Source organism: Corallococcus sp. NCSPR001, from assembly GCF_017309135.1.
In the GTDB taxonomy this organism is placed as follows: Bacteria; Myxococcota; Myxococcia; order Myxococcales; family Myxococcaceae; genus Corallococcus.
Genome location: NZ_JAFIMS010000002.1, coordinates 2,169,197 through 2,182,040 on the forward strand (window position 1 = coordinate 2,169,197; position 12,844 = coordinate 2,182,040).

At 70.5% G+C, this 12,844-nt stretch carries 10 protein-coding genes; 6 read left to right on the top strand and 4 right to left on the bottom strand.

Translation table 11 applies throughout. The features are described 5' to 3' along the window. Positions 1–67: 67 nt before the first annotated feature. Positions 68–631 (bottom strand): cytochrome c oxidase assembly factor Coa1 family protein, encoded by a 564-nt coding sequence (locus JYJ93_RS11015; protein ID WP_206789245.1) that lies wholly within the window; start codon positions 629–631, stop codon positions 68–70. 113 nt (positions 632–744) lie between these two features. Between JYJ93_RS11015 and JYJ93_RS11020 the strand changes: the two genes are divergently transcribed. The 4 genes from JYJ93_RS11020 to JYJ93_RS11035 all read left to right on the top strand — a co-directional run bounded on the left by JYJ93_RS11020 (position 745) and on the right by JYJ93_RS11035 (position 4,427). Then, on the top strand, positions 745–1,722 hold the full coding sequence (locus JYJ93_RS11020; protein ID WP_206789247.1) for a GNAT family N-acetyltransferase: 978 nt from the start codon (positions 745–747) through the stop codon (positions 1,720–1,722). An 87-nt stretch (positions 1,723–1,809) separates the two neighbouring features. After that, complete coding sequence (locus JYJ93_RS11025) at positions 1,810–2,733, top strand: DMT family transporter (protein ID WP_330166753.1); 924 nt, start codon at positions 1,810–1,812, stop codon at positions 2,731–2,733. Positions 2,734–2,798: 65 nt separating this feature from the next. Then, positions 2,799–3,773 (top strand): MBL fold metallo-hydrolase, encoded by a 975-nt coding sequence (locus JYJ93_RS11030; RefSeq protein ID WP_206789251.1) that lies wholly within the window; start codon positions 2,799–2,801, stop codon positions 3,771–3,773. 36 nt (positions 3,774–3,809) lie between these two features. After that, positions 3,810–4,427: an MOSC domain-containing protein gene (locus JYJ93_RS11035; RefSeq protein WP_206789254.1), complete on the top strand. Its 618-nt coding sequence runs from the start codon at positions 3,810–3,812 to the stop codon at positions 4,425–4,427. 3 nt (positions 4,428–4,430) lie between these two features. Here the strand turns inward: JYJ93_RS11035 and JYJ93_RS11040 are convergent, their stop codons facing one another. The 3 genes from JYJ93_RS11040 to JYJ93_RS11050 all read right to left on the bottom strand — a co-directional run bounded on the left by JYJ93_RS11040 (position 4,431) and on the right by JYJ93_RS11050 (position 9,211). Further along, complete coding sequence (locus tag JYJ93_RS11040) at positions 4,431–5,984, bottom strand: DUF3943 domain-containing protein (protein ID WP_206789256.1); 1,554 nt, start codon at positions 5,982–5,984, stop codon at positions 4,431–4,433. Positions 5,985–6,054: 70 nt separating this feature from the next. Then, on the bottom strand, positions 6,055–7,476 hold the full coding sequence (locus JYJ93_RS11045) for a DUF3943 domain-containing protein (RefSeq protein WP_269012802.1): 1,422 nt from the start codon (positions 7,474–7,476) through the stop codon (positions 6,055–6,057). A 259-nt stretch (positions 7,477–7,735) separates the two neighbouring features. Further along, positions 7,736–9,211: a pentapeptide repeat-containing protein gene (locus JYJ93_RS11050; RefSeq protein WP_206789258.1), complete on the bottom strand. Its 1,476-nt coding sequence runs from the start codon at positions 9,209–9,211 to the stop codon at positions 7,736–7,738. Between the two features lie 44 nt (positions 9,212–9,255). Here JYJ93_RS11050 and JYJ93_RS11055 point away from each other — a divergent pair, with 44 nt between their 5' ends. Further along, positions 9,256–10,218, top strand: a complete 963-nt coding sequence (locus tag JYJ93_RS11055; protein WP_206789260.1) for an RluA family pseudouridine synthase — start codon at positions 9,256–9,258, stop codon at positions 10,216–10,218. 30 nt (positions 10,219–10,248) lie between these two features. Then, complete coding sequence (locus tag JYJ93_RS11060) at positions 10,249–12,822, top strand: PBP1A family penicillin-binding protein (protein WP_206789262.1); 2,574 nt, start codon at positions 10,249–10,251, stop codon at positions 12,820–12,822. Positions 12,823–12,844: the final 22 nt, after the last annotated feature.

The following is a 12,844-nucleotide window of genomic DNA, read 5'->3' on the forward strand; positions in this document are numbered from 1 at the left end:
ACATCCGAGGGGCGCGTCGCCGGGACCTCTCCCGGAGACGCGCCCTTCGTCATTTCCGGAAAGGGCCCTACAGCTCGATGTCGGTGTCGCCGCCGGGCTTCTTCCGCGCGGGCGGCTCCGGGGGCTCGGCGTCGTCCGGCTCCAGCTCGTGGGGCACCTCCGGCTCGTCCAGCTCCCCCGGCTCCGGAGCCTCGCCCGTGTCGAGCAGGTCGATGCGCTGTCCGTCGTCCACCTGGACGTAGAGGGAGCTGAAGGTCCACGACTCGCCCTGCTTGTCCGCCACGGCGTGGAGGTCGCCGTCCGCCTTGGGGCCGTCCAGCGGGACGGTGAACTCCGCGTGGGTGCGGCCGTTGCGGGTGCTCACCTGGGTGTTGCTGGGGAAGCCCGGCTTGAAGCTGCCGCCCAGGGCCTGCTGCACGTGCGGATCCTCCTGGGCCTCCGCGATGGCGTCCGTGTACGCGCCCATGTCCTTGAACGACGAGTAGCCCCAGCCCACGGCGATGGCCGCGAAGCAGAAGCACGAGCCCAGCATCCCCAGGCAGCCCAGGGGCACCGCCCACTTCCAGTTGCGGTTCCACCATCCCTGGCGGGGCACGGGTGCGTAGTCACCCTCGGGCATTGTCGGCGGCATGGGGCCCTCCTGGCCTGGACCTGGGGCCGTGTCATACCCGGTTCCGGACGAAGCGGGGTGGGGCCTGCACCGGGGGCGGGTTTCGGGGGCGCCTTCATGACAGAGTGGGTGTCATGCCCTCTGGTGGCGTCTCGACGGCCGAGCTCGCGGACCTGCTTGCGGCGCTGCCCTTCGGCCACCGGCTGTGGGTGCGCGGCATGGGGCGGTGTCTCTATCCGCTCCTGCGCAGCGGGGACGCGGTGCGGCTGTTGCGCTGCGGGCCGGAGCGGCTGGCGCGCGGGGACGTGGCGCTGGTGCGGCACGGGCCCCGGCTGGCCGCGCAGGTGGTGCTGTCCACACAGCCCTGGGTGACGGAGTCGCTGCTGGGCGGCACGGACGTGGCGGGCGGGGAGCTGGTGGGGCGCATCATCGCGCTCAAGCGCGGGCGGTGGGTGATGCGGCTGCCCCGGCCCACGCGGCCGGCGCTGTTCCTGTTGCAGCGCACCCTGTCCGGCGTGTGGACGAAGCCCGGTTCCCGCGCGGTGTTCCGCCACCTGCGCGACCTGTTCTCTGGGTGGACGAAGCCGCTGCGCCGCCAGTTCGTGGGTCCGCTCGAAATCCGGCTGGTGCGCCCGGATGACCTGGACGCGCTGCTCGCCTTCGCCACGGAGCGGCTGGTGGTGTCCGGGACGTTCTTGCGCCGGCAGCTGCGTGACCGCTGGGGCCTGCCCGCGGACCGGCGCGTGGGCGCGGCGGCGGGCGCGTTCGACGCGCAGGGGCACCTGCTCGGCTTCGCCTGGGCGGACGACTACCACCAGGAGGGGCTGTCCCTGGATGGCTTCTGGGTGCGCTCGCTGGTGGTGTCCCCCAGGGTGCGGCGCATGGGCGTGGCCACCGCGCTGGTGCGGTGCCTGGTGGAGGAGATCCACCGGCAGGGCGCGGACCGGCTCCACGCGGACATCGACGAGGACAACACCGCGTCCCTGCGGACCTTCTCCGGCCTGGGGTTCCATCCCGCGCCGGACGCGCTGACCGTCGCCACGAACCAGCAGTGGGACGCGGCCGGGGGGAGCAAGCGACTGGTCGTGCTGGTGCGCCGGCTTCCCTCCTGACACCGGATGGGGGTTGCGCTCTTCCGGTGGCTGGGCCAAACGGCAGGGCGTCCTGCTTCGTGCCGTGGGCAGGGAAGGGTGGATCCGGTGTCTGAAGGGCGTGAGGGTGCGCAGTGGAAGGCGGACGGGGCGCTGGTGCTCCTCACCGTCTTCTGGGGACTGACGTTCGTGGTGGTGAAGGACGCGCTCGCGTTCGCGGATCCGTTCACCTTCCTCACCCTGCGCTTCATCGTGGGCGCGGCGGTGCTGGCCGTCATCGCGCGGAGGCGGATGTTCGCGCCCGGCATCGTCCCCAAGGGGCTGCTGCTGGCGGGGGTGCTGTTCCTGTGCTTCGCGCTCCAGACCGTGGGCCTGACGGACACCACGCCGTCGCGCGCGGCGTTCCTCACCGGCTTGAACGTCCTCTTCGTCCCGCTGCTGTCCATGGTGCTGCTCCGGCGCCTGCCCCGGTGGGGCACCGCCGTGGGCGTGGTGCTGGCGGCGGTGGGGCTGTACTGGCTGACGCGGCCCACCCCGAACGACGCGATGGCCGGGGGCGTGGGGGGCTTCCGCCTGGGGGACTGGCTGTCCATCGGGTGCGCGCTGGCGTACGCGGGGCACATCCTGCTCACGGAGCGCTTCGCGTCGAAGGACAACGCCGTGGGCCTGGTGGCGGTGCAGCTCATTGGCGTGGCGGTGCTGTCCGCGCTGTGCCTGCCCTTCGTGGAGCGCAAGCTGGTGTGGAGCCAGCCGCTGGTGGTGGCGGTGCTCGCGTGCGGCGTGCTCGCGAGCGCGGTGGCCATCCTGGTGCAGACCTGGGGACAGGCGCGCACCAGCGCGGTGCGCGCGGCGCTCATCTTCGCGCTGGAGCCGGTGTTCGCCTCGGCCTACTCCGTGGCGGTGGGCCGCGAGGTGCTGGGGCCGAAGGAGTGGCTGGGCGGCGCGCTCATTGTCGTAGGCGTCTTCGCGTCGGAGCTGGGCACGGTGGTGTGGGACGGATGGCGGGCACGGGGCCGCACGCCCGCCGCCTGAGCACCCGGCGCGGCTCCGGCCGTGAGCGCGAGCCGCCGGGCCGCGCTATAGACAGCGCCCATCCCATGAGCGTGGAGCTGAGACGCAACGGCCTGCACCTGACGGGCACGCCCCTGTCGCTGGACGCGAAGCGCAAGTCGCCGCTGTCCTTCGTCAGCCACGGGCACTCGGACCACATCGCCCGCCACGAGAGCACCATCGCCACGGCCGCCACGCTGCGCTTCATGGCCCACCGGCTGGGGCCGGTGGCGGCGCCGCTGTCCGTGCCGTTCCGCCGCCCGTTCGAACTGGGCTCGCTGCTGCTGGAGCTCCTGCCCGCGGGCCACATCCTGGGCAGCGCGCAGCTGCGCGTCACGCGCGCGGATGGCAGGCGCATCGTCTACACGGGCGACCTCAACACCGCGCCGTCGCTCACCGCGGAGGCCACGGAGGTCGCGACCTGCGACACGCTGGTCATCGAGTCCACCTTCGGGCACCCGCGCTACCGCTTCCCGCCGCGCCCGGAGGTGCTGGGGCAGGTGGAGACGTGGCTGCGCGCGCAGCTGAACCGGGGCGCGACGCCGGTGCTGCTGGGCTATCCGCTGGGCAAGAGCCAGGAGGCGATGAAGCAGCTGGCCCTGCGCGGCTTCCACCTGGTGGCGCATCCGTCCATCTTCGAGGTCGCGGAGCTGTACGCGGAGCTGGGCGTCCCCATCGAGAACCTGCGCCGCTACGACGGCCGCGTGGAGCCGGGCGAGGTCCTCTTCTTCCCGCCGCACCTGGCGCGCGGTGGGGCCCTGGCGCCGCACTGGCCCCGGGCGACGGCGGTGCTCACCGGCTGGGCCATGGACCCGGGCGGCGCGCGTCGCTACGGCGCGGACGTGGCCTTCCCGCTGTCGGACCACGCGGACTTCCCGTCCCTCCTGCGCTACGTGAAGGACACCGGCGCGCGGGACGTCATCACCTGCCACGGCTTCGCGGAGGAGCTGGCCCAGGCGCTGCGCGACGCGGGCACGGACGCTCGCCCGCTGGGCAAGCCGCAGCAGATGACCCTGTTTTGATTTCGCCGCGCTGGCGTGTTGGAACGGGCGCCCGATATGCCCACTCCCGCTCCCTCGCTGACCGGACACCTGGCCAACGTGCTGCTGTGCACGGACGCTGAACCCAAGCGCTTCGTCACCCGGGAGGTCCCGGAGGTGACGGTCGACTTCGCGGGCATCGTGGGGGACCGGCACGCGGGCCTCACGCGCAAGGCGGACGTGCGGGTGCCGTGGTTCCCCAAGGGCACCGTCATCCGCAACACCCGGCAGCTCTCCATCGTGTCGCGCGAGGAGCTGGTGGAGGTGGCGCGCACGCTGGGCGTGCCGCACGTGCTGGCGTCGTGGCTGGGCGCGAACCTGGAGCTCGTGGGCGTGCCCCGGCTGACGCACCTGCCGCCGGGGACGCGGCTGTTCTTCCCGGAGGACGCCACGCTGGTGATGGAAGGGGAGAACCACCCCTGCGTGCAGCCCGGCCGCGTGATTGAAGCGCACCACCCGGACATGAAGGGGCTGGCGGGCCGCTTCGTGAAGGCCGCGTGGCAGAAGCGCGGGCTGGTGGGCTGGGTGGAGCGCCCGGGCCTCATCCGCGCGGGCGACGAGGTGCGCGTGATGCTGCCGCCGCCGGTGACGTACTCGCTGCCCTCCGCGCCTTCCGAGTCGAAAGCGGTGGGCTGAGTCTCAGTGCAGGGAGACGAAGATGCGCAGCTGCCAGGTGTCCTTCGTCACGGCCGGGAAGGAATCGAAGCGGCTGTGGCGCCGGAAGAAGTTCAGCTGCCCGCCCATCCCCAGGTGCTTGTACACGGGGAGGTCCACCTGCAGCTGGGCCTGGTGCACCCGGTGCGCGCCGCCCGAGCCGTCCACCACCACCACGTGCTCGGCGCCCGCCTCCAGCGTGAGGATCTCCCAGTCCTCGCGCAGGTACGCCATGTGGAACTGGAAGCCCAGGCCGGGGCCGTAGTCGTAGTCGCGGCCCTCGTTGCCCTCGCTGTCGGTGTGCTCGGAGGTGACGCCGGTGAGGAGGCTGCCGTCCACGAGCAGCGCGGTCCTCAGCCGGGAGCGGTTGAGGAAGCGGTGCTCGTGCAGCAGGCCCACGTCCAGGGACTGGCCGCCCACCTCGTAGGCGAGCGTGTCCGTGTAGTCGAGCTGCTGGAGCAGGCCCAGGCGCAGCTCGTCGCGCTCGGCGCTCCAGAGCGTGGACTTCGCGAGCAGGCCCTGCAGCCGCGCGTTGCTGATGAGGCTGTTCTCTCGCGTGGTGAACTGGACGCGCGCGTCGAAGGAGTCGAAGGGGCGGTGGTGCGCGCCCCGGTACATGTCGCCGTAGCGCAGGGCGCCCTGGATGAAGAACTGATCCTCGCCCCAGGCCAGGGACCTGCCGTCCCCCAGCTTGAGGTAGCCCAGCGAGGCCCAGCCCGCGATGTCGTCCGGCCACCACTCCGTCGGAGACGGGCCATGGTGTGAGACGTCGCCGCGCACCACGCGGTTGATGCCGCGCACGGGGCTGATGACGCCGGCGGTCAGCTCGCGGAGGAAGCGCTGGCGGCCCCGGGCCTCCGTGTCCAGCACCAGCGAGGACAGCCGGTAGAGCGCCTCGCCCATGGCCACGCCGCCCACGGTCGTGTTGATGAGGTCATTGGCGGACGGCGGCTCGTTCTCCGCGAACAGCTCCCACTGCAGGCTGCCCAGGAAGGTGAGCGGCACCGCGGCTTCATACGGCAGGCCGTTGTCGCGCGCGGCCGTGTAGTAGAGGCCGCCGTGATACGGGTGCGCGAACTGGTTGGTGGAGAAGCCGTCCTGGTCCCAGACGAAGCCCGTGCGGAAGTTCTCCTTCCAGACGGACGGGGAGATGTACGCCCAGTCCTTCTTCGCGATGTAGCGGTCATACGTCCAGACGACCACGTTGATGGCCGTGACCTCCCCCACCGCGATCCACGGGTGGGGCCCGGGGTTTTTCCGGAGCTCGTCCTCCCTCACGGGCGCATCCGCCGGCAATGCGGCGTACGCCTCGGCCACGGGAGGGCAGGGCTCCCACCGGGTCTCCTGGCCGGGCGAAAGCCGCGCCGCGCAGAGGGCCATGACGTTGGACGGAACGGAGCGCACCATGTCCTGTGGCGAACCATCCGCGAACGCGGCGCCGGCGCGCAGGGCGCACGCCAGCGCCACGCCTCGCGGCAGCCATGGCCCCCACCCACCGTGCCCCATCCGGTCCGCCCACGCCTCCGCGCACGGCTGCATGCCGCGCTCGCGGAAGGTAAGCAGTCCCGTGTTGGAAAGCGCCCCCGGCGCTCATCCTTTCGGGTGACTTCTAGTAGTGCACGGAGAAGAAGACGCGCAGTTGGTATGCGTCCTTCTCCACGTCCGGGTAGGACTCGAAGCGGCTGTGGCGGTGGAACCAGTTCAGCTCCGTGCCCAGCCCCAGGCGCTTGTACACGGGGATGTCCGCCTGGAGCTGGCCGGTGAAGACCTGGTGCGAGCCGCCGGAGCCGTCCAGCACCACGATGTGGGAGGTGCCCGCCTCCAGTGTGATGACCTCCCAGGCGCCGCGCATGTACGCGACCTGGAGGTTCAGGCCCAGGCCGGGACCGTAGTCGTAGTTGCGGCCCTTGACGCCGCTGTGCTCGGAGGAGATGCCGGTGAGGATGCTCCCGTCCACCAGCAGCGCGGTCCGCAGCTTCGAGCGCGCGTCGAGCTGGCGCTCATGCAGCAGGCCCGCCTCCACGGACTGGCCGCCCAGCTCGTACGCTTCCGTGTCCACGACGCTGAGCTGCTGGAGCAGGCCAAAGCGCAGCTCGTCCTTCTGCGTGCTCCAGAGGGACGCCTTCAGCAGCATCCCCTGGATGCGCGCATGGCTGATGAAGCTGCTCTCCTTCGAGGTGAACTGGACGCGCGCGTCGAAGGCGTCGAAGGGGCGGCGGATGTCGCCCTGGTACATGTCGCCGTAGCGCATGGCCGCGTGGAGGAAGAACTGGTCCTCGCCCCAGGCCAGGGGCCGGCCGTCACCCAGCTTGAGGTAGCCCAGGTTGCCCCAGATGGACAGGTCGCTGGGGCGCCAGTCCGGGGGCGTGGGTCCGTGGCGCGTCACGTCGCCGCGCACCACGCGGTTGAAGCCGCGCACGGGGCTCATGGCGGCGGCGGTGAGCTCGCGCACGAAGCGCTCGCCGCCCCGGGCCTCCGTGTCCAGCACCAGCGAGGACAGCCGGTAGAGCCCCTCGCCAATGGCCATGCCGCCCACGGACGTGTTGATGAGGTCGTTGGCGGACGGCAGCTCGTTCTCCGCGAACAGCTCCCACTGCGCGCTGCCAAACAGCGTGAAGGCCAGGGCGGCCGCGTAGGGCACGCCGTTGTCGCGCGCGGCCGTGTAGTAGAGGCTGCCGTGGTACGGGTGCGCGAACTGGTTGGTGAGGAAGCCGTCCGCGTCCCAGACGAAGCCCGTGCTCAGGTTCTTCGCCCACGTGGACGGGCTCACCTTCGCCCAGTCCTTGTTCGCGAGCACCCGGTCCCACGTCCAGACGAACAGGTTGATGGCGGTGATCTCCCCCACCGCGAGCCACGGGTGCGCCTTCTGCCGGAGCGAGCCCTCGCGGGCCGTCTCCTCGTTCAGCGGGGCATCCGCTGGCGGCGACCGCGGCCCGGCCCGCGCGGGAGCCTCCGGCGCGGGAGCGTCCTCGCACGGCGCCTCCTGGGCGAAGGCGGGCGCGCCCACCAGCAGCGCGCAGGCCAGCCGCACGCCCCCCGGGGACCACGGACCTCCGCCTCCGCCGTGCCCCCCTCGCCCCATATCCCGTCCGCCGCACCCTCGCTCGCGGTGCCACGCCGCGCGCCTTGAAGGTAGGGGGCGGGGCGCCGGATGAAATCCTCCTCCTGGAAGGAGGGAGAAACGGCTTCCAGCGCACAGGCGCCGGTGGACATGACAAGGCCCGGCGGGATGCGCCTGGGGGGCGTTCCGGCCGGGCCGTGTCGTCACGTCACCCGCGTGACGGAAGGCCTCAAGCCTCCGGCGACTGGACGATGAGCTTCTCCTTGCCGCACACGTCGCACCGCACGTGCACGAACAGGTCGTCGTCGCTCTCCTCGGGCACCTCGCCCTCGGGCACGCCCAGCTCCGCCTTGGCCAGCGCCGGCACCTTGGCCGGGATGTCCTGGGCCTTGAGCGACTGCACGTAGGTCATCTCGCGCTCGTGGCACTCGCGCACCTCCGGGCCGGACAGCCACTGCGGCTCCATGCCCTCCGGCAGCCGGCTGAGCAGCTCCAGGTTGGACACGGACTCCGCCAGGTACGCCAGGCGGCGCAGCCGCGCCTCCTCCGGCAGGGCCGCGAACACCTGGAAGCCCTCCAGCAGCGCCTGCCGGTCCTCGCCCGTGGCCGCGTTCGCCAGCTCCAGCGACGCGTCCGCCGACTCCAGCGCCTCGTCCCAGTTGTTCTCCGGGTTGAAGCCCGCCTCCAAGAGCGACGTGTACAGCTGCGCGGCGGCCAGCCGGCGCCGCACCTCGTGCACGTGCTCCACCACCTCGTGCGTCAGGCGCAGCTCCAGGAGCGCCCCGGTGGTGCGCGGATCCACGGAGCCCGTGAGGTCGTCCACCTCCACCTCGGTGCGCAGCTCCGCCTTGAGCTGCTTCGCCGCGGCGAAGCGGAACAGGGGCAGCACGCCCACCTCGCGCAGGTACACCGCCGCGACGTTGGCCTCCTTGCCGCCCATGCGCAGCGCCTTCTGCGCGCGCTCCACCGCGCCGGGGTCCGCCGCGGGCTTCTTGTTCTCCAGCCGCGTCTTCACCGCCTCGCGGTAGAGCGTCTCCAGGGAGCTGCCCGGCGGCAGCCGCTGCGGCAGGAGCGGACGCAGGCCCGGCACGTCCAGCACCCAGAGCGGCGGTGCGCCCACGCGCTTCAGCGCCCGGAAGAAGAGCGAGCCCGGCGGATCCTGCGGCCGGAACGGGGGCAATTCGTCCGGGTGCGGGGAGGCCGCGCCGTCCATGGCGCCGCCCGCGTGCGTCTGGCCGAGCATCTTCTCGCGCTGCTCACGGGTGAACGCCGTGATGCCCTGCACCGGCGGGGGCGGGGGCGGCGGGGCTTCCTCGCCGTCCAGGCCCGTCACGCGGTCCATGTCCACGTCGTCCATCTCCAGGTCGTCCAGACCCTTGGCGCCCGTGAAGTCACAGCGCAGGAGCTTGAGCTTCTCGAAGACACAGCCTTCCAGGTTGGCGCCGCGGAAGTCGCAGTCCTGGAGGCGGCCCCCGTGGAAGTAGGCGTTGGTGAGGTCCGTGTCCCGGAAGTTCATCTTCGACAGGTCACAGCGCTCCCACTCGGAGCCCACCAGCTCCAGTCCGGAGAGGTCGGCGTTGGCGGAGAACAGCTGCGTGAACGTGGCGCCCGTCTGGCCGGTGGGCGCCTGACCGGACTTGCGCAGCTTGTTCCATTCGGCGGAACCGTTCTGGAGCAGCTTCTCGATAGTTGGGGCTTTCGGCATGGACCGCGAATTATTCGTGTGGTCTGGTCCAGGCGCCAGCACAAATGATCGAGTACCGAATCGAAGCCGACACCGTCGGGATGCGGCTGGACAAGCACCTGCGCAAGCGGATGCCCAACGTCCCCGTCAGCCACCTCTTCAAGATGATCCGCACCAAGAAGGTGCGGGTGAATGGCAAGCGCGCGCAGCCAGAGCAGTTGCTTGTCGAAGGAGACGTGCTCACCATCCGCGGCACCGAAGAGCAACTCACCCTCGCGGAGCGTCCGAAATCGGACCGTCCGCCCCCCCCGCCGCCACCGGTAGACCCCTCCCGGCTGGTCATCCTGTTGGAAGACGACTGGCTCATGGCCGTGGACAAGCCCAGCGGAATGGCCGTCCATACCGGCAGCGGCATCACCGGGGGCACCCTGGTGGATTACGTGCGGGCCTACCTGGGCCCCAAGGCCACCCGCAACGACTTCACCGCCTCACCCGCCCACCGCCTGGACCGGGAGACCTCCGGCGTCATCCTGGTGGCCAAGCGCCGCCCGGCGATGGTGCATTTCACGGAAATCTTCACCCACGGCCACCCGAAGAAGCGCTACCTGACCCTGGTGAAGGGGAAGATGCCGAAGGATTCCGGCGTCATCGACCTGCCGCTCGCCGAGCACCAGCAGACGGCCGAATCCAAGGCCCGTCGGGGAGTGAACATGCAGGAGGCCGTCACCCGCTGGAAGGTCGTGCGGCAGTCGAGCGAGGCAGCCCTCCTCTCCTGCACCATCGAGACCGGGCGCACGCATCAGATAAGAAGGCACTTGGTCGCCGTGGGCCACCCGGTGGCGGGTGACAAGAAGTACGGAGACTTCGCCTTCAACCGCGACGTGCGGGCGCGCTGGGGGCTCAAACGTCTGTTCCTGCACGCCGAGCGCATCGAATTTCCGCATCCCGAGGATGACAGGAAGGTCGTCGTGGAGACCCCCATGCCATCTGAATTGAAGGACGTGCTGAAGCGGGCGGCGCTCCTCTAAGCCTTGAGCCCAGGACTCGACACAACACGCATGGCCGACCCGAAGATTGACCGCAGCCGCTCCAAGCTGGTGCTCGACGGCGTTCCGCCCAAGCGCAACATCCTCGTGCGCTTGATGAAGCTCGTGGCCGTGCTGGGCCTCATGGGCGCCACCGCGGGCGTGCTCGCCGTCGTGGGCGCCTACTACGTCTTCTCCGACGGGCTGCCCGCCATCCCGAAGGTGGACGAGTACTGGCCGCCCATCGTCACGGAGGTCTACACCGACGACGCCGTGCTCGCGGGCGAGTTCTACAACGAGCGGCGCAAGGTGGTGCCCTACGAGCGCATCCCCAAGCGGCTCGTCCAGGCGTTCATCGCCAGCGAGGACTCCAGCTTCTTCGACCACTTCGGCGTGGACGTGCTGGGCACCACGCGCGCCGTCACCAAGACGGTGCTGACGAAGCTGGGCCTGCGCGGCGGCGGCGTGCAGGGCGGCTCCACGCTCACGCAGCAGACCGCGAAGGCGGTGCTCATCTCCGCGGAGGGCTACAAGGAGGCCACCGCGAAGACACCCAAGCGCAAGATTCGCGAGGCCATCCTCGCCTTCCGCCTGGAGCAGGCGCTGACCAAGGAGGAGATCCTCTACCTCTACCTGAACAACGTCTTCCTCGGGCACCACAGCTACGGCGTGCAGAGCGCGGCGGAGAACTACTACCGCAAGGACGTGCGCGACCTGACGCTGGGGGAGATGACCCTCATCGCGGGCCTGCCCCAGGCGCCCAGCCGCTACTCGCCCTTCCTGCGTCCGGACGCCGCGAAGAAGCGCCGCTCGTACGTGCTGGGCCGCATGCTGACGGAGGGCATGATTTCGAAGGAGGAGCACGACCAGGCCAACGCGGAGCCGGTGAAGGTGTACCCGGTGGAGGACGTCTTCCACGAGTTCGCCCCGTACTTCGTGGAGCAGGTGCGCAAGGACGTGGTGGACCGCTACGGCAACCCCGTGCTCCTCAAGGAAGGCCTCAAGGTCTTCACCACCATGGACAGCGAGCGCCAGCGCGCGGCGCAGGACTCCGTGCTGGACGGCCTGATGTCCGTGGACAAGCGCCAGGGCTGGCGCGGCCCGGTGATGCAGCTGGCCACCGAGGGTGAGCGCGGCGCCTTCATCGCCAAGGCGAAGAAGGCCATGGGCAAGGAGGAACTCGTCGAGAACCGCCTCTACGTGGGCGTCGTCACCCGCATCGACGACGACGGCAAGGGCGCGGACGTGCAGGTGGGGCCGCACCAGGGCCGGCTGCCGCTGTTGGGCATGCGCTGGGCGCGCAAGGTGAACCCGGAGAGCTACTACCCGGCCAGCATGATCACCTCCGTCAAGAAGGCCGTGGCGGTGGGTGATGTGGTGGTGCTGCGCCACGTGGTGAAGAAGGAGCTCACGGACGACAAGGAGCAGTGGGACAAGAAGCTGGCGGAGGACATCCCCGACGAGGGCGTGAAGCTCTTCCGGCTGGAGCAGACGCCGGAGGCGCAGAGCGCGCTCGTGTCCATCGACCCGCATCGCCAGTACCTCACCGCGATGGTGGGCGGTTACGACTTCGACGACAACGAGTTCAACCGCGCCTTCCAGGCGTGCCGCCAGCCGGGGTCGTCCTTCAAGCCGTTCGTGTACTCGGCGGCGCTGGAGCAGCTGGACTGGACGGAGGCCACCATCATCGTGGACTCGCCCATCGTGGAGCACGACCCGGACAACAAGGTGTCGTGGAAGCCGGCCAACTACAGCGAGGAGTTCGTGGGTGATGTGCTCCTGCGCACGGCGCTGGTGAACTCCATGAACATCCCCGCGGTGAAGACGTTCGGCGCGGTGGGCGTGCACAACATGGCGGAGTGGTCCAAGAAGCTGGGCCTGACGACGCCCATGAACATGGACTTCTCCGCGGCGCTGGGCTCCTCCTGCGTGTACCCGTTCGACCTGGCCAGCGCGTACGCGACCTTCAACCGCTACGGCCGCAAGAAGCCCACGTACTTCATCCGCAAGGTGGAGGACCGCTTCGGCCGCACGCTAGAGGACCACACGGCGTTCGACGACGCGTGGGCCCCGCTCCAGGACCGCGTGGCCGCGGGCTACGCGCGCCTCTTCGAGCCGGGCGAGCAGGTGATGAGCGCGGAGACGGGCTTCATCCTCACGCACCTGCTTCGCGGCGTGGTGCTCCAGGGCACCGGCGGTCCCGCGCAGAAGCTGGGCAAGCCGGCTGCGGGCAAGACGGGCACGACGAACGACTCCTTCGACGCGTGGTTCGCGGCCTACACCAAGGACCTGGTGACGGTGGCGTGGGTGGGCTACGACCTGAACCCGCACCCGCTGGGCCGCTACGAGACGGGTGGCCGCGCGGCGCTGCCCATCTGGCTCAACTACATGAAGCGCGCGCTGGAGGGCCGGCCCCAGTCGGAGTTCTACCCCTGGCAGTCCATGCAGCTGGCGCGGCTCTACATCGACAAGAAGACGGGCAAGGTGTCCAGCCCCGGCGCGAAGGGTGCCGAGCTGATGTTCTTCAAGAAGGGCACGGAGCCGAAGGAGGCCGTGCCCGACAAGAACCAGGTCGGCGTGGATCAGTTCATGATGGGCGCGCAGTAGCCCGCGCGCCGCATCTCAGACG